Below are 22685 nucleotides of genomic sequence, written 5' to 3'. Positions count from 1 at the left end.
ATGTAGAACTAAAATTGAAAAATCAGGTTATTTTTTTATAACATTCTCGATGTGTATCTACTCTTTATTTATAAATAACTGGATAATAGTATATATGTATCGCAGTAATGATATCTGGTTTAATTATTTATAGCCGATGCGATGTGGCTGTTATTCAATTATTAACTTATCTTCAGAATGTCTACAAAATTCATGAAGATATTAGTATGATGAAAGTGCTGATTATAGAGGATGAAATTAGTTTACAGGTAAGTATTCAGAAGTATCTTACTGCTGAAGGCAGTACCTGTGATTGTGCTTCAACCTTTGATAGTGCTTACCAGAAGTTAAGCATCTATAATTATGATTGTATTCTGCTTGACCTCACTTTACCCGATGGGGAAGGTCTCCAGCTGTTAAAATATCTCAAAAAATTAAATAAAACAGATGGCGTGCTGATTATTTCTGCACGTGACGCTATTGATCAGCGGATAGAAGGGTTACAGCTTGGGGCAGACGATTATCTTGTGAAACCATTTCATTTGTCGGAACTGAACGCGAGGATAAATGCTATAGTGCGGAGACGGAATTTTGCAGGAAATAACATCGTAGTTTTTCAGGAAATCGAAATCGATCTGAATGCACGTCAGGTTAAAGTCAATGATACTGTTTTGTATCTGACAAGAAAGGAGTTTGACATCCTGTTGTATTTCGTTGCCAATAAAGGTAAGGTCATCTCCAAGGCGGCGGCTGCAACCCATATCTGGGGAGATGATGCCGACATGGCGGATAGTTTTGATTTTATTTATACCCATATTAAAAACATGAGGAAGAAATTAACCGATGCAGGTTGTCATGACTATTTCCATTCTGTTTACGGCGTAGGTTATAAATTTAGCCTGACATGAAATTATTCAGCAGTTACAACAGGATTTTACTGGTCATCAGTTTTGCCGGATTATTTATTATTGGAGTGCTCTTTTATAAAACACTGGCGTACTACCTTGACAGGCAGATTGATGATGGACTGGTAGAAGAACTGATGGAGGTGCAGGATTTCACACATGAAAAAAACATTCTTCCGGCACCCAGTTACTATAAGGATCTGGTAGTAGAGTATAAGAACATCATAAAAGTACTGAATAAGAGCTCCTTTGCTGACACCGTATACTACAATCCTAAAAAAAAACAGCTGGAACCGGCAAGGTACCTGAAAACTGATATTTCCCTTAATGATAAAGCGTATCAGGTGCTGATCATGTATTCAAAAGCACATCGTAATGAAGAGATCAGGAGTATTTGCCTGGTCATCATCATTCCCTTTTTATTTCTTTTGCTGGTTCTTTTTTGGGTCAACAAGGTATTAATTCATAAACTTTGGGCTCCGTTCAGACAACTGCTGGTTAATATTAAGGTTTTCAACCTCAACCACGACCAATCTTTTGAACCTGTTTCTACCCAAATTCAGGAGTTTAAGGAATTGAGCAATGCTATCGAAGATCTGTCTTTTAAAGTGCGTTCTGATTATAAAGAAATCAAATTGTTTACAGAAAATGCATCGCATGAGATGCTGACTCCCCTGGCAGTGATCAATTCCAAGCTGGACACCATGCTGCAGTCTGCCCGCCTCGGGCCGGAGGAAAGCGAAACTTTGAGTGATCTCTATAAAGCTACATCCCGGCTGACGAAATTAAACCAGTCTTTATTACTGCTGGTGAAAATTGACAACAATCTAATGATGGATACCGAAGAGGTCGCCGTCATGGATATGATCAAGGAGAAGCAGGCTTTTTTCCAGGAACTGATCCATAAGCGTAACCTTAGGATTGAACTCCATCTTGATCCGGTTTATTTGATTGTGAGCAGACAATTATTTGATATACTGATCAATAATTTATTTAGCAATGCGATAAGGCACAATTACGAAGGCGGGCTTATCAATATTAAATTGACGGAAACATCTTTAAGCTTTAGTAATACCGGAAAAAGTGGTTTACTAAAGGAAGAGATGATCTTTGAAAGATTTTTTAAAGACCCTGCTTCAGACGGGACGGGTTTGGGACTGGCCATTTTAAAACAGATCTGCAGCAGGCAGCAATATCAGCTAAGCTATCATTATGAGAACCAATTGCACATTTTCAAAGTAAAGTTTAATAAAAATTAGCAGGATAAACGCACAATCATGAAAGCACTTCTTATCATCTTCCTTTATTTTCTATTCCCCTCTGTAGTTTGGCTGGGGAACTTTAACGAGGCGGAAAAGCACGCGGCAGCGTCACATCGTCTGATCCTGGTTAATTTCTCCGGAACTGATTGGTGCGGACCATGTATCCGTTTACGAAAAGAGATATTGGAATCCACGACCTTCGAACAATATGCGGCAGATCACCTGGTATTAGTGCGTGCGGATTTTCCAAGGCAGAAAAAGAACCAGCTTCCCGCGGAACAGGTAAAACTAAATGAGGCGCTGGCCGACCGCTATAATCCTGATGGAAAATTCCCCTATACTTTGCTGATTGATGAAAAGGGAAAAGTAATAAGAACCTGGGATGGCTTTCCGAATGTGACCCCGGAACAATTTGTACAGGAACTTATTGTGCATACCGCTAATAAATAAACAATGGACAAGAATGTATCCTGCAGCAGAATATTGAAGTTAATGGGAAACCGCTTTGAGTTTACGGCCCTTGCCGGTGACCATGAATCAGGCGACAGGGCAATAGATCATGCCGTTGCTGAAGTACAGCGCATTGAAGAGCTGTTATCTACTTATAAAGAAAGCAGTGAAACCAATTTAATCAACCGCAATGCAGGGTTAAAACCAGTAAAGGTAAGTGAAGAAATGATTCAGCTGATCCAGCGCTCTTTGAAGATCTCCGGATTAACGCAGGGTGCTTTTGACATCACTTATGGATCAATTGATGCGAATTTATGGAATTTTGATGTCAGTATGACTTCATTACCGGATAGGGAGACGGCGTTGAAATCTGTGGATCTTATCAATTATAATAATGTACTGGTAGATACAGCAACCTCAGAGGTTATGCTCAAAAACAGGGGGATGCGGATTGGCTTTGGCGGGATAGGTAAGGGCTATGCGGCCGACAGGGCAAAGCACATTTTATTGTCGGCAGGTATAGAAAGCGGGATAGTCAATGCGGCGGGAGACCTGATTACCTGGGGCTCGCAGTTAGATGGCCAGCCCTGGACCATAGGAATAGCAGATCCGGATCAGCGTACACAATCATTTTCAGCCTTAAACATCAGCGATACGGCCATCGCTACCTCAGGAAACTATGAGAAATTCGCCATTATTAACGGACAAAGATATTCCCACACCATTGATCCCAAAACCGGGCTTCCGGTTAGCGGAATTAAAAGTGTGAGTATCATCTGCAAAAGTGCCGAACTGGCTGATGCCCTGGCAACACCAGTAATTGTAATGGGGGTAAAGGTTGGCCTGGATCTGATCAACCAGTTACAGCAGATAGCCTGTGTGATTGTAGATGATGCCGATAAAATATATACTTCTAACAATATTAATATAAAATACTGATATGAAATTTCCTAAAAAAGCATTGGTGCTGTATTTCGGAGTAATGCTGATAGCTGGCGTGCTGAGCGCCTGCAGCACTGTTAAACCGTACCAGAAAAACAAGCTGAATGACTCAGAGATGGCGCTGTCAGCAAGATCAGCGCAGAAATTTGAACAGAGCTTTCAGCTATACCGCGAAGCCGGATCCGGGGCTAACGGGGGTAAAAGTGGTGGCGGTTGTGGTTGTAATTAATTTAGACAGAAAGTCATGAGAAAAATTTTTCTGCATATTGCCGTATTGTATCTGGGAATTGCAAGTACCTATGCCCAGACCAAACCACAAAAAGCGGTTACCGATTCAACACAATACAAGAGCCGAAAGCTTGAGGTCGAGGAAATAAATTTTGTTTCAGCGTATTACCATCAGAACGGAAATAATTCTGCCGTCACTGGTGGTATTGGTACAGAGAAACTTACCGATTTTGCGAATACGATCGATTTGCAAATGGCGAAATACAACAAAAACGGAAGGAAGAATACTTTTTTATTTGAACTGGGTGTAGATCACTATACTTCAGCCTCATCAGACAAAATTGACCCAAACACCATCTCTTCCGCATCTATGAAAGATATCCGGATTTACCCTTCTTTAAATTGGACACAATCCAACGAAAGCACAGGCAATTCTTTCGGTTTTACCGGATCATATTCCAGGGAATACGACTACCAGTCTTTGGGTGGTGCTTTCAACCTTACCCGGTTGTCAAATGACAAAAACACCCAGATCGATGTAAGGCTGCAGGCGTTCCTGGATACCTGGAAAGTTATTCTGCCTGTAGAGCTGCGAGAGGGATATACAGGACCGGGTTCTGAGGGTAATAAAAATTACCCTTCATCTCCAAGAAATTCTTTCAGCGCCTCTTTCTCCTTATCGCAGGTGATCAATCAGCGTTTGCAGGTGCTCTTTATGATAGAACCAGCATATCAGCATGGATTATTAGCAACTAAATATCAGCGTGATTATTTTACAGACGGCTCATTAAGGGCAGAAAATCTGCCAGGTAAACGCTATAAGCTACCTGTCGCGGCAAGATTCAATTATTTCCTGGATGATCATGTATTGATCAGAACCTTTTACCGTTACTACCTGGATAACTGGGGTATAAGAGCACATACGGCAGAGCTTGAAGTTCCTGTCAAGTTGAGTTCATTTTTCTCTATAAGCCCGTTTTACCGTTATAATAAACAAACGGGCACCAGATATTTTGCTGCCTACGGAGAGCATAATCCTGATGCGCGGTACTACACCAGCGACTATGACTTATCTACATTAAACAGCAATTTCTATGGAGCAGGAGTGAGGTTTTCTCCTCCAAAGGGCGTATTTGGCTGGCAGCGTTTAAATATGCTGGAATTACGTTACGGACACTATACAAGGTCTACGTCCCTCAATTCCAATATTGTAACACTCAATTTGAAATTTAAATAACCATCGGGTATGTCCATGCCGGGGCATGTCCGTCAGGATGTAGAACGTCAAAGTACTTTGGAAGTATATTGTTCGGAGCAAAACTATTCCTGATATATAGCCGCACTAGTATGGCTATATATCAGGAATAGATGAACTATAGTTTAGCCCAAACCAGTATACGATGAAACGCCAGATATCTCATCTGCATTCTTAAAAGTTAAATAAATGATTGAGTAAAAATAACATTTAATTAGATTTTTGATTAGTTTTTGTTGTTCATGAAATATGCATTTGAGTGTCGTTGAAACAAAAAAGAGGATGCCACTTTTGGACATCCTCCTACATTATATAATTCTAAGAATTGCTGTAAACAGGCCGGGGGGAACGGGTTATTCCGTTAATTCCGGTTTTTCGGCCTTCTTTTTATCGGTAAGTGCTTTGAGCCATTCCAGCACAGGTACAAGCGCTTCATCTGAATTAAGTTCATAGATAAGCCCGTGGCCATTACCGTCAACACCATGGTCAGGTAAATGAAGTTCTTCTGCCGAAGCACCTGCTGTATTTAGAAACCCGACAGTCGCCGGAGCGGATTTGGCAAATGGCGAAGCACCACCAGTCACTAATGCGACCTGTAAACCTTTTAAGGCAGGTATCTGCAAGGTGGCCGGATCAGCGGCTTCTACGTCTGCCGCAGTTTGAAGCGGTGGGTCATACGTTACAGGCGCAGCGGTCAGTCCCCAGTCGAGCCTGCCTATACCATGAATATCTGCGAAAGCCGGACCTATCGGTTCCACCGTTACAACGCCAACAACCAAGTCAGGGCGCTTATTAGCAACAAGCCAGCCTAAAGGACCGGAAGCGGAATGCGTCATTAAGATGCATTTCCCAACACGGTCAAGGAGCTTCACCAACCGGTCTGTATCCATTTTCTGAGATTCAGCGAGTTTCGCCGGTAAAGGTCCGAAAGGTGCTATAAAGCTATCAAGCGCAGCATCATCTTCACGATCAAATGGCCATTGTGTATGCCTGTCGGCCCATTCCGACGGAAAAAACACATGTCTTCCATCTTCATAAGAGAAAGGCGTACCAACCGGGCCGGTGAGATCAGGATGGGTATGTGAATGACCATGCCCCGGCCGGTCTACAACAAGAACTGCATATCCTGCTTCAACCATCCGTTGAGCCCATCCCGGACGGCCATCCGGGGTGTCGAGCCACTCAGTACCTTGTAAAAGGCCTCCATGGACCAGTATGACCGGGTAGGGTTGAGTTACTTGTTCAGGCGCCTCCCAGGCAACGAACATTGGCCCGTTCTGAAAAGTCTGACCGTCCTTCATTACACGTTCGCCGGCAATCCAAAAGTGGCCTCTTTTAGATGTTCTTACTGCTTTATTTTTCCAGAATTCGAACAAATCCGGTGTTATTGAGCTATCCGGCATATTTGATTTATCGTTTAATTTCATTGTGTTTAATTTAGCCGCAGAAAGATTCCGTATCAAAAATCCGTTCCGAATGTAACCTCTTTCATCCGTTCAAAATCTGTTTTCAGTAGCTCAAGCTTTTTTTGTCCGGCATCGTAAGCATCTTTTCCAAGCAGCAGACGGAGGGGAGGGTTTTCCATATTAACCAGATCATAAATTGCGACGGCAGCTTTCTCTGGATTACCTGGTTGTTTACCGTTATTTCCTGCCAGCCTCGTTCTGCTACTTCCGGCAGAAGCATCATAATCACTGATGATCTGCTTAGCACGGATCATTGATTTATCCAGGAAATTAGTGCGGAAAGCACCAGGCTCCAATATCGTTACATGAATACCAAGGTCTTTCAGTTCATGATACAAAGATTCTGAAAAACCTTCGACGGCATATTTGGTTGTATTATAAATGCCGACCCCTGGCTTGCTGAACAATCCGGCCATAGACGAGAGATTGATAATATGTCCGCTTTTTTCGGCCCGCATATGAGGCAGAACGCTGCGGATCATCCGCAGGGTGGCAACGACGTTGATGGAAAGCACTTCATCAATTTCTTCAGGTGATGCTTCTTCCACAGCACCTATGAAACCGTGTCCGGCATTATTAATAAGAACATCAATGCGGCCATATTTTTCGGCTATCCTGTCCACCGCGTTTTTGACGTCCTGCTCGCTATGCAGATCAAGTGAGATCACTTCCAGACCGGAATGCTGAATAACTTCCGGGTCAAAATTTTCTCTATTCCTGGTAGTAGCTATTACCGTTTGATTTTGCGATAACAGATATTTCACAGTAGTCAGGCCTAATCCCTGAGAGGCTCCAGTAATCAACCAAATTTTTTCCTTTTTCATAGTAATATTAATTTGTGTTACAAAATTATTTAAAAAAACTATAGTGATCTATAGCTTTATCAAATTGATTTATATGAAAATCAACTACGACTGCTCCGCCATAAAACCGGCACCACAATCTTAATAATTCCATATAACTTAAATAATTCATCTGCCAATCAACAGTTAGCCCTTTAAATGGTTTTAGTATGGCCGCAAATTTTCACCGGAATTACCGGATCACACTACTGGAATGGGAAAATATTTGTCGGGCTTTAGAAAATAGCTTACGGGATTCCCATGAAAGAATATAGCATTGCGCTTCTTTGTGCGCCATCATGTGATCCACTGAAGAGGAAGTTTTTTCTGCCCAGGGTAATAGTTCTGATACTTGACTCTATCGGGTTGTTATCAATGTTTAGAAAACCCGTTATCCAGTAAAAATGATGGCGTGATTACGGTTTATACACCCAAAACGGTGTAATACTGGTATACCGACTCAGTAAGCGTTCTGTATAATAAATTATTGAGATCCGAAACCAGTCCTACCGGGCATACCCCATCCTTAGGTCGCGGGTACCCTGGCTATACCTCAGCTATACCTCCATAGGTATAGCTGAGGTATAGCCAGGGTATGTTTTAAGCATATGCGGGGTATGTCTGATCAGACTAAAACACCAGCTATATACCATCACGCCCAGTCTTGTTATACACCCCTAACCGGGTCATTACAGCAAGCTCTGCAGCTGTATGTGAAAGCCAATAAGAGCGCGCTGTAAAATAATGCAGCATTTTCGTAAGCTAACACTACAGCATAGGTTCGATTTATTGCAGCTCTTTCCACCTGTGGGATAAAAAATCCTGGATTTCTGCTGCCGGTTGATGATTGATTTTTTTAAGTATATCTACCATCCAGATCATTGGATTTATCCCATGTAATTTGCAGGTTCCCATGAAAGAATATAGCATTGCGCCATCATGTGGTCCACTGAAAAGGAAGTTTTTCTGCCCGGGGCAATAAGTCTGATACTTGACTCGATTGGGTTGTTATTGATGTTTAACAATCCATTATCCATGTATACTGCTAGGCGCTTATATCTTTTCATGGTGTTTGTATAACAATGAGTTATACGCTATTCGGTGAGTAGGAGATACTTAAAAAATGGCTCTAATTATATGTGAAACAGTGTGTTTTTTAGTACTCCTGAAAAAACAAAAACCCTGCTATCTGATGATTTGCAGGGTTTTTAACGTTTTGATCTAAATATTGCGGACCGGACGGGACTCGAACCCGCGACCTCCGCCGTGACAGGGCGGCATTCTAACCAGCTGAACTACCGGTCCGTTGTCCCTTGCGGGGCTGCAAAGATAGAAAACAAATATTCAAATGCAAATCTATTCTTAAGATTTTCTCTTTTTCTTCTTTTTTCTGCCCAGCCAGATCATAAACCCCGTTATGGGGAGGCTGGCAGCGATCAGGCTGGCTATAAAAGCCAGGATCTTTCCGGGTAAGCCAAGAATAGCGCCTACATGAATATCGTAATTCATTCCATATAGTTTCTCACCTGCATTCTGCTCGTCGTAGTTTCTCCTGTTCAGTAGTTTCCCCGTATATCGGTCAAACTGCAAAATATCTGCATTGTAATACGTTTCTTTTCCTCTGATTCCATTGATGAAGATGACACCTTCTTTGCCGCTGGCAGGGCCTACAGTGATCCGGTCTGAGGTAGGGAACATGGCCTTCGCCCGTAGGAAAGCGAAATCTATTGGGCTGGAAACGGGAGTTACAGAGACAGATTTCTCGTATTTAATTACCGGTTGTACAGAAGTTCCGGATGCAACAAAATAAACAACCTGCTGAAACCAGGTGAAGGCAAACACCAGTCCCGTCAATGCAAGTATCAGTGTAAGCAGCATCGCGTAAAATCCCGGTACATTATGCAGGTCGTAGTTGACACGCTTAAAACCAGCCTTCCATTTCACCTTAAAACTTCTGTTTATATTGGATTTACTCCATTTCTTAGGCCACCACATGATCATGCCCGTGATCAGCATGATGACGAATATCAGGGTAGAACAACCTGTTATAATTTGTCCGTAACTATCATTTAACAGCAAGCCCCAATGGAGCATTTTTATGATATTGAAAAACTCATGTTTGTAATCGATGTGACCTGTTACTGCACCTGTATAAGGATTAATAAACACGGAATCATAATAATCTATGGTATCAAAATAGAAGAACGCTTTTTCATCACCACCTTTGTAGGTCATAAATTCCCATGCACGTCCGCGGTCTTTATAGCTGACTGAATAATTTACTTCACGGCCTTTGCCGATGGTCTGTCTTGCCTTACCAAGTAAAACACTGTAAGGAAGTGGAGCTCCGGCAGAAGGAGATTTAACCAAAAGCACTTTTGAATAAACCACATCCGAGATCTCCTTCTGGAAAGCAAAGATGCAGCCTGTGATACTTAAGACCAGCACTACCAGCCCGGAGATTAATCCAAGCCATAGATGTATAAAGCCTGTTATTTTTCGAAATCTAGTCATTTAAATAAATGATAAGGGGATGCGGATTAAAGGAGTCGTATTTAGACGCATTATAATTACCGTAAAGCAACATAAATTTATGTTACCCTTCAAATCTAATTTCAAATCGCAGCAGCTAATTGAAATAGCTATTTAATATTCTGATTAATCAGCGTCGTTTTCATTTCTTACGATAGGATAAGATTTATGAAAAAGGGAAGGGGTAAATTTGTTTCAACAAAAAGGTAAAGCAACCATGGGGGTTGATGAACCCTTATAATAATTTAAGAAAGATCATTATGGAAAACACAATTTTAGGTCTGCACCACATTACTGCAATTGCAGGAAATGCAAAAGTTAACTACGATTTCTACACCCGTATATTGGGTCTGCGTCTGATAAAAAAAACTGTCAATTTTGATGACCCTAAAACTTATCATCTTTACTATGGCGATGAAGCGGGGTCGCCGGGTACAATATTAACCTTCTTTCCCTGGGGAGATATAGGAGCAGGCAGAAGGGGTACAAGACAAGCAACAGAAATTGGTTATAGTGTTCCCGAAGGAAGTCTGGATTTCTGGCAGGAACGCCTGGAAAAAAACAATGTGATCTACAATAAGACCGCAGAGAAATTTGGTGAAAAATACCTGACCCTTCTTGATCCCGACGGCCTCAAATTTGAACTTACCGTTGCAAAGAACAAAGACAGCAGGAAACCATTTTTAACGCCTGAAATCAATGCAGAACATGCAATACTTGGCTTTCACCAGGTGACCATTACTACCAATAAAATTGACAGAACCGCTGAAGTACTGACAAATATATTTGGCTATAAACTGATGGAGCAAAGCGTAAACCGCTACCGCTTTGTTACGGATGCAGTTAATGATGCCGCAATTGTGGATCTGGTTGAGGCACCCGGAGAAACTGCAGGTCATGTTGCAGGTGGTTCTGTACACCATGTAGCTTTCCGCGTAAAAGACGAGCAAACACTCATGTACTTCAGGGATAAGATAGTGGCTATGGGCTTAAATATTACGGAGAAAATTGACCGTAACTATTTCTACTCTTTATATTTCCGTGAGCCGGGAGGTGTACTGTTTGAACTGGCTACAGATAATCCAGGTTTTACCGTTGACGAACCGCTGAATGAACTGGGCACCAATTTGAAATTGCCTGCTCAGTACGAACGTCAGAGAGCGGATATTGAACGTGCTTTACCTAATCTTATTTAAAATGTACCAGCACTCAAAAAATATTGTCACTGCAGGCATACCTGCAGAAAATGCTAAAAGTGCCCTTGTAATGATTCATGGCAGGGGGGCTTCTGCCCAAAGTATGGTTCCCTTAAGCAGCTATCTGAACACAAACGATATGGCTGTGTTTGCCCCGGAGGCAAGCCGCCACAGCTGGTATCCAACGAGTTTTATACAACCCGTTGAAGAAAATCAGCCGGCACTGGACTCGGCCCTGGAGGTGATCTCTGAACTGGTAAAGGATATTATCGGTTCGGGTATTCCCGCTGAACAAATTTATTTCCTTGGTTTTTCACAGGGTGCATGCCTCACCCTGGAATATGTGACCAGGAATGCGATGAAGTATGGCGGCGTAATTGCTTTTACTGGAGGATTGATAGGTAAAGATCTGCGAATGGAAAATTATCAGGGAGACTTCGGTCAGACCACCATCCTGATGACGACCGGTGATCCTGACGCTCATGTCCCTCTGAAAAGGGTAAAGGAAAGCGCCGCAATTATGGAAAAAATGAATGGCAGAATGCATGTAATTGTTTATCCTGCTAAACAGCATACGATTACCAATGATGAAATTGACCTGGCCAATCAGCTCTTTTTCAGCGCTGCGGTTAACTTATAATAGGCTACGATATGATAAAATTATGGTTATACTTACGGGACAATTTAATTGGATATTATGTATCTCTGCATTTCAAAATGTATTAAATTTGCCTTCCACCGATAGGCCATAAAAACTATGGGTATTAAAACAGGGGAGGAAAATTGAGTACAGCAGATGAGCCGATAGCACATTATAACAAACGTTTTGAGCATATCAACTACGAAGACAAACACCTGACTGGCAGGTATTTTGATAACTGCGTATTCTATAAATCAACCATAAAGGGATGTCTTTTTGAAGACTGCACTTTTAATAAATGCACCTTTGAAGAGACTGATCTTTCTTTGATCAAACTTAAAGAGACCTATGTCAGTGATTGTTCCCTGGTCAATTGTAAAGCCATAGGTATCTTGTGGTATGACACTCAAAATCCATTTTCACTGCAAGCCAAAGGTTCTGTCATCAGTTATTCCAGCTTCTTTGGCAAAAACCTGAAAAAGGTAAAATTATTGAACTGCATTGCACATGAAGTAGATTTTACGGCTTGTAATATGAGCAGTGCCAACCTTAGCGGTACAGACTTTATGGGCTCTACCTTTTCGGATACCGACCTCAGGCTCGCTAATTTTACCGGAGCGCAAAACTATCAGATTGACCCTTCAGGAAACAAGATCAGGGGAGGAATATTCCAACTGCCCGCAGCCATTTCATTTCTGGATAACCTCGGAATAACGATCGCAGACTAAACACCAAGGCCCTTCAATAGCGCTAAAAACTATTTTAATAGTAATTTATGAAAACGTTTTCATAAATTCGTTGAAATCGTTTCAAGGAGACTTAATGAAGGAAAACCAACAGCATAACACCATTCTTGACCTGGCGGCGGCGCTGAACTTATCGCCCGCTACGGTATCCAGGGCGCTGAACAATACTTCTTATGTAAAACCTGAAACCCGTCAGAGGGTTGTTGAAATGGCCTCAAAAATAGGCTACAGGAAAAATAAAATGGCTGCGGGCCTGAGAAACAACAAGACCAGCACCATTGGTTTGATCCTTCCTAAAATATCAATGTATTTCCATGCTGCTGTAGTGACTGTCATTCAGAACTTATTACATGCCCGCTCAGCTCTAATTTATATGAGGAGAGAGCCGCCGGCTTTATCGGGGCGCTGCAGCTCTTCAACCTGCCTGTACATAAACAATTGTTTTTTTACCAGCAGCTGAACCCGGAGCAAACGCTTTCCACCATGCGCAAAATGTTTGCAGGGAAGATGAAACCTGATGCTTTGTTTGTAACGAGTGACAGGAACGCGGTGGCTGTTGTACAGTATGCAAAAGAAAACGGGATCAGCATTCCTGGCCAGCTGCGTGTCATTGGGTATTCCAATGATCCGATCACTGCCGTAATCAGCCCGTCAATTACCACAATAGACCAGTTTCCCTCAGTATTCGGGGACCGGCTGGTACAAACGCTGCTAGAAATGCTGAAACAGGGATATACAACGGTGTACAGCCCTCCTGTGGTGACACCTGTGGAGTTAATCCAAAGGGAATCAGGATAATGAACGACTTCGTTTAGAATCAAATAAAAAACTATACAAATAATCTTTAATTAACTATTAGCACAATACAAATACTATTATGGAAAATCGTTTTGAAAGTCGTTATGCAGTCAGTCCTGTTGAAACCAAAGGAATGGATACCGCTACACTACGCAGTAATTTTTTAATCAGTTCAGTATTTGAAGCAGATCAAGTAAATCTTACACTGTCGCACTTTGACCGGTATATCGTAGGTGGTGCAATGCCTGTAAACGAAAAACTGTCACTGCCCAATCCTGACGACCTGAAGGCACCTTATTTCCTGCACCGCAGGGAGATCGGAATGATCAATGTTGGAGGAGATGCGATCATCTCTGTTGATGGCGAAAAATATCATCTGGCGTATAAAGAAGCCTTGTATATCGGAAAAGAGAGTGAAGAAGTTTATTTTGAATCCGCCGAACCAGAGAATCCTGCAAAACTATATATCAATTCTGCGCCCGCACACCATAAGTACCCTACAAAAAAAGTAACGAAAGCAGATGCCGATATTGTAGAACTTGGCGCACTGGAGACTGCCAATCACCGGGTGATCAATAAGCTCATCGTCAACAGCGTAATTGAGACCTGCCAGCTTCAAATGGGAATGACAGAGCTTAAAGCAGGCAGTGTCTGGAATACGATGCCGGCACATACGCACGATAGAAGGATGGAAGCTTATTTTTACTTTGAAGTTCCCGAAAAACAAAGTGTTTGCCATTTTATGGGACAGCCACAGGAAAGCAGGCACATCTGGATGCAGAATGAAGAGGCAGTAATTTCTCCAAACTGGTCAATACACTCAGGCGCAGGAACCAGTAACTACACATTCATCTGGGGTATGGCAGGTGAGAACCTTGACTATGGAGATATGGATCATTGTGCAATAAACGACTTAAAATAATCAGATAACCAAACAAACTATGTCAGTATTAAATACATTTGATCTCACCGGAAAAACAGCACTTGTCACGGGATGCAAACGAGGAATGGGCATGGCAATGGCCATTGCCCTTGCAGAAGCCGGAGCAGATATCATAGGCGTATCTGCAAACCTCGAAACTGAGGGCAGTGAAGTGGAAAAACAGGTTTCCGCCCTGGGTAGGAAATTCACCGCTTATCAGTGTGATCTGGGTAATAGAGCGTCACTTTACGTGTTCATTGATAAAGTAAAAGCAGGACACCCGGTAATTGATATCCTGGTAAATAATGCCGGTACAATCCAGCGCCGGCCTGCCGCAGAACACACTGATGCCTACTGGGACGAAGTGATTGCAGTAAACCAGACCGCTCCCTTTATCCTGACAAGGGAAATTGGTAAGGGAATGATCGCCAGAGGAAGCGGTAAGATCATCTTCACAGCCTCCTTACTGGCTTTCCAGGGAGGTATAAACGTTCCGGGATATTCAGCAAGTAAAGGTGCTGTGGCACAATTAACCAAGGCCTTTTCGAATGAATGGTCTGCTAAAGGCATCAATGTAAATGCTATCGTTCCGGGATATGTTTCCACTGACAATACCAATGCGCTGAGAGCCGACGAAAACCGTAACCGCTCTATCCTGGAGCGTATCCCTGCAGGCAGATGGGGAGAGGCAGATGATTTTAAAGGTTCGATAGTTTTTCTGAGCTCGAAAGCGTCCGACTATATTTGTGGCACATTGCTGACCGTAGACGGTGGCTGGATGGGCAGATAAAACCAACATGATGAAAGGATTTCAAAAAGGCATATGGATACTATTCCTGGCATGCAGCAGCACAAAACTGAGCGCACAACAAACCGTTATTCAGTTGAAAAACCAGCTGCCGGTAGCACGTAAAAACGAACTGATCGAACTGGACCGCACTTTCCTCGAAAAGAAACTGGGTAAACTGCCCGAAGTGGAACCCCTGGAAATTACCGGACAGAAACAACCGGTAGCTATGCAATTTGATGATCTTGACGGCAACGGCAAATGGGATAAGGCCGTGTTCCTCTACAGTTTCAAATCCAGGGAAACGGTGAAGCTGAAAGTGGTGCTAAGCGGGGATGTCCTGGTTTCAGGAGCCCCCGTAGCGCATGTAAGACAAAGACGGAAACTCGCCAATGATATATTTGGGCCGGCTCTATTGGCTGACACGGTACCCGCCGGGCAACCTAATACTGATTTCACCAAAGCAAAGCTGCCCCCCTTTCTTACCGAAGGGCCAGCCTGGGAAAATGATAAGGTAGGTTTCAGGATCTATATGGATGTAAGAAATACCAAAGATATCTGGGGTAAAACAACAACTGACATGATGATGGATATAGTAGGGGTTGACCCTTCAGTCATCTACCATCACCTGGCACCCTGGGGAATGGATATCCTCGCAGTAGGGAAATCCCTTGGGGCCGGATCACTGGCACTAAGTGTCCCGGTAGCAGGCAAAAGTGATACGCTGGTAAGACTGGGCGGTGTAAATATGGGAAAGATCATTTACAGGAAAATTGCTGATGGACCGGTACGTGCGATTTTCCAGATGGAGTACCCGCAATGGAACGTAATGGGAAATGGCAAATTAACCAGCCTTACCGAAGAGATTAGCATCTGGGGCGGGCAATATTTCTATGAAAGCAGGGTGTCCCTTAAAAATGCACCGAAGGGGGCTAAACTGGTTACGGGTATTGTTAATCTGAAGAGCACTAAAGCAATGCAGGACAGTATCAATAACGCCATGCTGTTGTCTACATTTGATCAGCAAAGTGAAAACAAAGATAACCTTGGAATGGCCGTGTTAGTCAACAAAGCAGACTTTGTTGCTTTCGGAAAAACGCCAGATGCAGGTAGCGAGGTGCTGAACACCTACGCCGTACTGATGAAAGTTCCTTCAGCAAAACAAAAAGTGGCCTTTCGCTTTTACTCCTGCTGGGAACGTTCTGACGCTGCCTTTACAACAGCATCACGTTTTAAAAGTTACCTGTCAAAGGAAACAAATACCTATAACAGCCCAATCCTTGTGAAATAAGGATTATAGCTGCTTCATCAGGACCGGTGGAGCAGCTTTACCTGATAAATAATTTCGTGTTTAAGATCGTCTGCTCAAATTCAGTCACCGGAAACTTTGCTTCGATCAGTTCCAGCAACTTTTCCGTAGCCAGCTGCCCCATATCAAAGGCTGGCTGAAAAACGGAAGTGATAGGAGGGTTGAACAGATCAAGTACGTCCGAATTGCTAAACCCGGCAATGGCAATTAGAGTAGGATTGAGCATATTCAGCTTTTTCAAGACATGCATACAGCCCATCGTTAGTCGGTCGCCGGCAACAAATATTGCATCAGGCTTATCCTTCAGGTTCAGTAACTCCTTTACTGCAGTTTCCACTTCATCCTGAATCATTCCACCATGCGAACAATTTTTAATATACTCAGGTTGAATGGATATTCCATTTTTATTTAAAGCATCAGTATATCCAGATAACCTTTCGATACTGATGGATAAATGGGCAGAACTTGAAATATGTGCAATCTTTTTATGCCCGGACCGGATCAGGTGTAAGGTCGCTTCAAAAGCTCCCATCGCATTGTCGGCAATGATCTTATACGTATTGATGCGCTCAGGTACACGGTCGAAAAATACGATCGGTAATCCCCGCTGATGTAACTGTTCCAAATGGCTTACATCATTGGTTTCGGCAGACAGGGAGATGAGCAGCCCGTCTACAGATCTCGAAGCAAGATGCTGTACGTTGGTCTTCTCCCTTTCAAATGATTCATGGGTTTGGGTGATAATCACCGTATACCCGCGGCTGTTGGCAATTGACTCGATTCCATTAATCGCCTGTGAAAAGTAGTGATTAGCCACTTCGCTAACCACAATACCGATCGATTTACTTCTTCTTTCCTTAAGGCTTAAAGCATTCGGGTTGGGCCTGTAGTTTACCTGCTTGGCATATTCCATCACCAGCTTTTTTGTTCCTGCGCTGATTTCGTAGCTATCTCTTAGTGCTCTGGAGACGGTAGAGGTAGAAAGGCCCAGGGCCCTGGCAATATCTTTAATGGTAGAGCTCTCAAACATTAGTTTAAAGGAGTATTTATAGGCGGCAATAATGGACCTTCTTCTACAAGTTTAATGAAATAATTTGAATTTTTATGACACAAAAATTGTTTTTGGCAACGATTGCGTAAATTAATAATATGATGTAAATTCTTTATGACGAAAAACTTATTAGAATTGCAGGATTACCACACTGAAACCAGATACCTTGTATGAACATACCCCGCCGCTATCAAATTATAATTATCCGACTTATATTCAACGCTTTTCTGATCATACTTTTAGCCGGAACAGCGGCGGAGGTTAAAGTTTGCCTCCTCATTTCCTATATTTAACGATCAAATATGAATAAATTCAATTTATTCAGCCAAGCCCTGTTTTCCGCGCTGATACTGTTGTCTGCTTTGCAGGCCATTGCTCAAGTAAAACCCTATTCTTTTAGCCATCTTCCGGAGGTAAAAGAAACGAAATTCAGAAATGATACGATTCGTATTACCACTTTCGGCGCCAAAAATGATGGTGTTACCCTAAACACGAAAAGTATTAACGATGCGATTACGGCCTCTCATAAAAAGGGCGGCGGTGTGGTATTGGTACCGGCAGGACTCTGGGTAACCGGACCGGTCGTATTGCAGAGTAACGTGAACTTACACCTTCAGAAGAATGCATTGCTGCAGTTTACCAAAGACTTTAGCCAGTACAAACTGCTAAAGGGCGATTGGGAAGGGATTCCGCAAATGCGCAACCAATCTCCGGTTTCAACCACGGATGCTGAAAACATCGCGATTACCGGTTCCGGAATCATCGATGGAAATGGTGATGCCTGGAGGATGGTGAAAAAGGACAAGCTCACAGAAAGCCAATGGAACCGGCTGCTTGCGTCCGGCGGCACAGTGATCGAGGCAAAGAAAATGTGGTACCCTTCAGTGCAATCGGCAAAAGGGTCATTACTAAAGAATGCCGGTGCCCTGTCTCCGGATAAAACCCCCGAATTCTACGCATCAATAAAGGATTTTTTAAGGCCAAACCTGGTGGTGCTCAATAACTGTAAACGCGTATTGCTTGAAGGGGTGACCTTTCAAAATTCGCCGGCATGGAACCTCCATCCACTGATGTGCGAGGACCTGATCGTAAGGAATGTATACGCTAAAAACCCATGGTACGCGGCAAATGGCGATGGGATTGATATCGAGTCCTGCAAAAACGTATTGGTTGAAGGCAGCACCTTTGATGTAGGGGATGACGGGATCTGTATCAAATCAGGCAGGGACGCAGAAGGCCGTAAACGCGGGCTACCCACGAAAAACGTGATTATCCGCAACAGTACCGTCTACCATGCACATGGCGGCGTGGTGATCGGTAGCGAAATGTCCGGCGGCGCTAACAGTATTTTTATTTATGACTGCTCATTTATCGGTACAGACATCGGTCTCCGCTTTAAAACTACACGCGGCCGTGGTGGTGTTGTCGAAGCCATTTATGCAAAGGATATTGTAATGAAAGACATTATAGGCGAAGCAATCCTCTTTGATATGTATTACGCAGCACAAGACCCTATCGCCCTGAAAGGTGAGAACAGAGATGCACCAAAAGTTGTTAAATACCCTGTCACCGAAGAAACTCCTGTCTTCAGGGATTTCCATATCAGCAATGTGGTATGTGACGGTGCAAGGAAAGCGGTGTTCATCAGAGGACTGCCCGAACTGAATATCAGTGATATCTATCTCGACAATATGGTGATCCAGGCAAGGGAAGGCGTGGAAATCCAGGAAGCAAAAAATGTGCAGCAAAAGAATGTACGTGTGATACTGACCGGTGATAAAAAATAAACCCTTATGAACTTATCTTTGAGATTTACAGCATTTTGCCTGATCGCAACCTGTGCAGGAACGATCAGTGGAACGCAGGCCCAGACAAAACCTTTGTCAGAACAGATGGCCGCCACAGTCATGGACATCTGGAAGGATTCCCTATCCATGGGCGGCCACCCCGTAAGATGGACTTATGACCAGGGCATAATCCTGGAAGGTGTAGACGCCATCTGGCGCCGCACCGGCAATGCAGATTACTTCCGCTATGTCCAAAAAAGCATGGACCATTTTGTAACACCCGAAGGTGACATCAGGACCTATAACCAGGATGCACACAATATAGATAACATCAAAAACGGAAGCTCCCTACTGACCTTGTATAAGGTAACTGGTCAACAAAAATATTTTAAGGCCGCAACGCTGTTGTGGAACCAGCTGCAGTTACAACCCCGGACAAAGGAAGGCGGTTTCTGGCATAAAAAAGTATACCCTTACCAGATGTGGCTGGACGGATTATATATGGGTGAACCGTTTTATGCAGAATACGCGGCACTGATCCGGGATGACAAGGCTTTTGACGATATTGCCAATCAGTTTATTTTTATGGAAAAACATTCCAGGGATGCAAAGACAGGCCTGTTATACCATGGCTGGGATGAATCTAAAGAACAAAAATGGGCAGACCCGCAAACCGGGCATTCCCCTCATTTCTGGGGCAGGGCAATGGGCTGGTACGCCATGGCACTGGTGGATGTGCTGGATAATTTCCCGGCAAGCCACACTAAGAGAAAAGAACTGCTCGCCATTTTATCCCGCCTGGCAACAGCAGTTCAGAAATACCAGGACCCCGAATCAGGAGTGTGGTATGATATCCTGAACCTGCCAGACAGGAAAGGGAATTACCTGGAGTCATCTGCTTCCAGTATGTTCGTCTATGCTTTGCAGAAGGGTGTAAGGAAGGTTTATCTGCCTGTCAGTTATGCAGCTGTAGCCAAAAAGGGATATGCAGGAATTCAAAAGGAATTTATTGAGCAGCGTGCCTCCAGCCAGGTAAACCTGAAAGGAACAGTAAGTGTTTCTGGTCTGGGCGGTAAGCCTTACCGTGACGGATCGTTTGAATATTACATCCGCGAGAAGGTGATCACCAATGATCCTAAAGGTGTAGGGGCGTTTATGCTGGCCGCCAATGAAATGGACCTGGCAGCAGTAGCGAAAAAAGGATTGGGGAAAACGGTAATGCTGGACTATTATTTCAATAGTGAAGTTAAAAAAGACCAGAGCGGGCAAGACATACAGTGGCATTACAAATGGGAAGAGATGAGCAACGGAGGATATTCACTCTGGGGCCAGGTATTCGAACAAAGAGGATTTAAACTTAAAAGCCTCACTGCAGCACCAACAGCGGCAAATTTAAAGAATGCTGCTGTATATATCATCGCAGACCCGGATATCGTAAAGGAAAACCCAAAACCTAATTATATCGGTGCGGCGCACATCACCGCAATCACAAATTGGGTAAAAGCCGGCGGTGTACTGGTCATCAGGGCCAATGATACGGGAAATGTGGAACTGGACCACCTGAACCAGCTGACCGCAAACTTCGGCATCACTTTCAATAAGGATAGTAAGAACCGCGTAACAGGCAGCAAATTTGAAATGGGCAGTATCATAATCCCTTCCTCAAATACTCTTTTCAAGGATATCAAACAGATCTATGTGAAAGAATACAGCACTCTGCAGCTAAAGAGCCCTGCCAGATCTGCGTTACAGGATAAGGAAGGAAATGCAGTCATGGCAGTTGCCCGCCTCGGCAAAGGCAGCGTATACGCAATCGGAGATCCATGGTTATATAATGAGTATACCGATGGCAGAAAGATACCCGGAGAATACGAGAACTTTAATGCCGCAGGAGATCTTACAGATTGGATTGCCGGACAATTACCCGTAGTTAACAAAAAGTAGAAAATGGCACATTATGTTAGTTCCGATAACGATTGCGTAGATAAAAACCCGATGGATGGGATCATTATTTCTATATAATCGTTAGAATTGTTGTTTAGCAAATATTCCACCTGTTACATGATACTAACCAAAGAAAATTTAAAAAATATCGATACCGCTAAGGTAATTGTTCCCGCTGAAGACCTGTTAAGCCTTCCTGAAAAAGTTCTGCAGTTCGGAACTGGTGTTTTACTCCGTGGCCTTCCCGATTATTTTGTTGATAAAGCGAACAGACAAGGTATATTCAATGGCCGCATTGTGATCGTTAAATCTACCGGAAATGGCGATACATCAGATTTCGACAACCAGGACAGCCTGTATACCATTGGTGTACGCGGAATTGAGGACGGAAAGAACGTTGAAGAGAATATCGTGTCTTCAGCAATTTCAAGGGTCATCTCCGCCGAAAAGGATTGGTCTGCAATCCTGGAGGTAGCTATAGATCCGGAGTTAAAGCTCGTGGTGTCGAATACTACTGAAGTAGGTATTCAATTGCTGAATGAGCCTGTTGCCGGCAATCCGCCTGCATCCTTCCCCGGAAAGCTGCTTGCCGTATTGTATGAAAGATATAAGGCACTTGGAAATACCGCCAATGCCGGCCTGGTAGTGATTGCTACCGAACTGATTCCTGAAAATGGAAAGAAACTGGAGGTTATTGTGTATGAACTTGCAGCTTATAACCTGCTGGAAGACGAATTCATTAACTGGTCCAAAGCCAGCAATATCTTCTGCAATTCACTGGTGGACAGGATTGTTCCTGGAAAACCTGATGCCGCTAAACTTGCCGAACTAAAGGATGAACTCGGATATGAAGACCAGCTCCTGATCCTTGCAGAGCCTTACCGCCTCTGGGCGGTTGAGGGCAATGATAAGGTAGCCGGAGTGCTAAGCTTTATGCAGGCAGATAAAGGACTGATCGTTAAACCGGACATCGAAATCTACCGTGAACTAAAAGTACGTTTGCTGAACGGCACGCATACATTAACTTCAGGAATTGCCTGTCTTTCAGGAATTGATACCGTGAAGGACGGAATGGATAATGCAGATGTACTAAATTTTGTGGAGCAGGTGATGCGCAAGGAGATCGCCCCGGCTATCCCGTACCAGGTGTCGCTTGAAGAGGCACTTGTTTTTTCAGGCACCGTGATTGACCGTTTTGCAAATCCGCATATCAAACATTTATGGCTCAGCATTACAGTTCAGTATGCAATGAAGATGAAAATCCGTGTGCTGCCCGTGCTGTTTAACTACCATACGCTTTTCAATACCATTCCGCCATTTATTACTTTCGGTTTCGCAGCATTCCTGCATTTTATGCGCTCCTCCAAACTGGAAGGCGGTAAATATTACGGATCGTTCAACGGACTGAAATATGTGATCAATGATGATAGCGCGGCATACTTCTACCGGAAAACCGTTGAGGTGAATGAAGCTGAATACGTGGAAGAGGTATTAAATGATCCCGAATTTTGGGGAGCCGACCTGAACGAGATCCCTGGTTTTATTGAGGTGGTGGAAAATGATTACGACAATATCCTTGAGAAAGGAATTACAGCTGCTTTAGAGAACTTAAACCGTAAACTGAAGGCTGTTAAATAGGCGCAT

Annotated in this window: 24 protein-coding genes and 1 tRNA gene; 17 read left to right on the top strand and 8 right to left on the bottom strand. The window is 43.4% G+C overall.

Going from position 1 to position 22685, the window contains the following annotated elements; genetic code table 11:
• Positions 1–209: 209 nt before the first annotated feature.
• The 6 genes from BLW16_RS18510 to BLW16_RS18485 are packed head-to-tail and all read left to right on the top strand — an operon-like array spanning position 210 to position 5003.
• The gene (locus tag BLW16_RS18510) at positions 210–887 is read left to right on the top strand and encodes a response regulator transcription factor (RefSeq protein WP_090559481.1); all 678 of its coding nucleotides are present in this window, start codon (positions 210–212) and stop codon (positions 885–887) included.
• The gene (locus tag BLW16_RS18505; RefSeq protein WP_217631602.1) at positions 884–2143 is read left to right on the top strand and encodes a sensor histidine kinase; all 1260 of its coding nucleotides are present in this window, start codon (positions 884–886) and stop codon (positions 2141–2143) included. Before BLW16_RS18510 ends, BLW16_RS18505 begins: the two co-directional genes overlap by 4 nt.
• Before the next feature lie 18 nt (positions 2144–2161).
• The gene (locus BLW16_RS18500) at positions 2162–2596 is read left to right on the top strand and encodes a thioredoxin family protein (protein WP_090559327.1); all 435 of its coding nucleotides are present in this window, start codon (positions 2162–2164) and stop codon (positions 2594–2596) included.
• A gap of 3 nt (positions 2597–2599) precedes the next feature.
• Positions 2600–3535 carry an FAD:protein FMN transferase gene (locus BLW16_RS18495; RefSeq protein WP_090559325.1) on the top strand — a complete coding sequence of 312 codons (936 nt, stop codon included), beginning with the start codon at positions 2600–2602 and terminating at the stop codon, positions 3533–3535.
• A gap of 1 nt (position 3536) precedes the next feature.
• Positions 3537–3767, top strand: a complete 231-nt coding sequence (locus BLW16_RS18490; RefSeq protein WP_090559324.1) for a DUF4266 domain-containing protein — start codon at positions 3537–3539, stop codon at positions 3765–3767.
• 15 nt (positions 3768–3782) lie between these two features.
• Positions 3783–5003, top strand: coding sequence for a DUF3570 domain-containing protein (locus BLW16_RS18485; protein ID WP_090559322.1), 1221 nt, complete (start codon positions 3783–3785; stop codon positions 5001–5003).
• A gap of 371 nt (positions 5004–5374) precedes the next feature.
• Here BLW16_RS18485 and BLW16_RS18480 read toward each other — a convergent pair whose 3' ends face one another.
• From BLW16_RS18480 to BLW16_RS18455, 7 genes are all read right to left on the bottom strand, one after another.
• Entirely contained in the window at positions 5375–6448 is a 1074-nt protein-coding gene (locus tag BLW16_RS18480) for an alpha/beta fold hydrolase (protein ID WP_217631601.1), read from the bottom strand.
• A gap of 32 nt (positions 6449–6480) precedes the next feature.
• Positions 6481–7311, bottom strand: coding sequence for an oxidoreductase (locus BLW16_RS18475; protein WP_090559320.1), 831 nt, complete (start codon positions 7309–7311; stop codon positions 6481–6483).
• Between the two features lie 266 nt (positions 7312–7577).
• Positions 7578–7706 (bottom strand): IS66 family transposase, encoded by a 129-nt coding sequence (locus BLW16_RS18470; protein ID WP_394332038.1) that lies wholly within the window; start codon positions 7704–7706, stop codon positions 7578–7580.
• A 409-nt stretch (positions 7707–8115) separates the two neighbouring features.
• Positions 8116–8244: a transposase domain-containing protein gene (locus tag BLW16_RS24080; protein WP_394332035.1), complete on the bottom strand. Its 129-nt coding sequence runs from the start codon at positions 8242–8244 to the stop codon at positions 8116–8118.
• Positions 8217–8420, bottom strand: a complete 204-nt coding sequence (locus tag BLW16_RS24075) for an IS66 family transposase (RefSeq protein ID WP_394332037.1) — start codon at positions 8418–8420, stop codon at positions 8217–8219. Before BLW16_RS24075 ends, BLW16_RS24080 begins: the two co-directional genes overlap by 28 nt.
• Before the next feature lie 140 nt (positions 8421–8560).
• A tRNA-Asp gene (locus BLW16_RS18460) sits at positions 8561–8634 on the bottom strand.
• 57 nt (positions 8635–8691) lie between these two features.
• Complete coding sequence (locus BLW16_RS18455; protein WP_090559317.1) at positions 8692–9843, bottom strand: PepSY-associated TM helix domain-containing protein; 1152 nt, start codon at positions 9841–9843, stop codon at positions 8692–8694.
• 278 nt (positions 9844–10121) lie between these two features.
• Between BLW16_RS18455 and BLW16_RS18450 the strand changes: the two genes are divergently transcribed.
• From BLW16_RS18450 to BLW16_RS18415, 8 genes are all read left to right on the top strand, one after another.
• Positions 10122–11057: a ring-cleaving dioxygenase gene (locus BLW16_RS18450; protein WP_090559477.1), complete on the top strand. Its 936-nt coding sequence runs from the start codon at positions 10122–10124 to the stop codon at positions 11055–11057.
• Position 11058: 1 nt separating this feature from the next.
• On the top strand, positions 11059–11697 hold the full coding sequence (locus tag BLW16_RS18445; RefSeq protein ID WP_090559315.1) for an alpha/beta hydrolase: 639 nt from the start codon (positions 11059–11061) through the stop codon (positions 11695–11697).
• A gap of 143 nt (positions 11698–11840) precedes the next feature.
• Complete coding sequence (locus BLW16_RS18440) at positions 11841–12425, top strand: pentapeptide repeat-containing protein (protein WP_090559313.1); 585 nt, start codon at positions 11841–11843, stop codon at positions 12423–12425.
• Between the two features lie 94 nt (positions 12426–12519).
• Positions 12520–12903, top strand: a complete 384-nt coding sequence (locus BLW16_RS18435) for a LacI family DNA-binding transcriptional regulator (RefSeq protein WP_090559311.1) — start codon at positions 12520–12522, stop codon at positions 12901–12903.
• Positions 12789–13241, top strand: a complete 453-nt coding sequence (locus BLW16_RS18430; RefSeq protein ID WP_317039982.1) for a substrate-binding domain-containing protein — start codon at positions 12789–12791, stop codon at positions 13239–13241. The genes BLW16_RS18435 and BLW16_RS18430 overlap by 115 nt, the downstream gene beginning before the upstream one ends.
• Before the next feature lie 79 nt (positions 13242–13320).
• The gene (gene kduI / locus BLW16_RS18425; protein ID WP_090559307.1) at positions 13321–14163 is read left to right on the top strand and encodes a 5-dehydro-4-deoxy-D-glucuronate isomerase; all 843 of its coding nucleotides are present in this window, start codon (positions 13321–13323) and stop codon (positions 14161–14163) included.
• A 19-nt stretch (positions 14164–14182) separates the two neighbouring features.
• On the top strand, positions 14183–14953 hold the full coding sequence (locus BLW16_RS18420; RefSeq protein ID WP_090559305.1) for an SDR family NAD(P)-dependent oxidoreductase: 771 nt from the start codon (positions 14183–14185) through the stop codon (positions 14951–14953).
• Between the two features lie 7 nt (positions 14954–14960).
• A complete protein-coding gene (locus BLW16_RS18415) occupies positions 14961–16241 on the top strand; it encodes a DUF4861 domain-containing protein (RefSeq protein WP_245735374.1) in 1281 nt (426 codons plus the stop codon).
• Between the two features lie 37 nt (positions 16242–16278).
• Here BLW16_RS18415 and BLW16_RS18410 read toward each other — a convergent pair whose 3' ends face one another.
• Complete coding sequence (locus BLW16_RS18410) at positions 16279–17289, bottom strand: LacI family DNA-binding transcriptional regulator (RefSeq protein WP_090559304.1); 1011 nt, start codon at positions 17287–17289, stop codon at positions 16279–16281.
• Between the two features lie 323 nt (positions 17290–17612).
• On the opposite strand from BLW16_RS18410, the gene BLW16_RS18405 reads away from it, so the two are divergent.
• The 3 genes from BLW16_RS18405 to BLW16_RS18395 all read left to right on the top strand — a co-directional run bounded on the left by BLW16_RS18405 (position 17613) and on the right by BLW16_RS18395 (position 22679).
• Positions 17613–19097: a glycoside hydrolase family 28 protein gene (locus BLW16_RS18405; protein WP_090559302.1), complete on the top strand. Its 1485-nt coding sequence runs from the start codon at positions 17613–17615 to the stop codon at positions 19095–19097.
• 6 nt (positions 19098–19103) lie between these two features.
• A complete protein-coding gene (locus BLW16_RS18400; RefSeq protein ID WP_090559300.1) occupies positions 19104–21041 on the top strand; it encodes a glycoside hydrolase family 88 protein in 1938 nt (645 codons plus the stop codon).
• Between the two features lie 117 nt (positions 21042–21158).
• Positions 21159–22679 (top strand): tagaturonate reductase, encoded by a 1521-nt coding sequence (locus BLW16_RS18395; protein WP_090559299.1) that lies wholly within the window; start codon positions 21159–21161, stop codon positions 22677–22679.
• The last annotated feature ends 6 nt before the right edge of the window (positions 22680–22685 follow it).

Source organism: Pedobacter hartonius, assembly GCF_900107535.1.
GTDB lineage: Bacteria > Bacteroidota > Bacteroidia > Sphingobacteriales > Sphingobacteriaceae > Pedobacter > Pedobacter hartonius.
The sequence above is the reverse complement of the archived record's forward strand: the minus strand, read 5'-3'. Positions and strand labels throughout refer to the sequence as shown.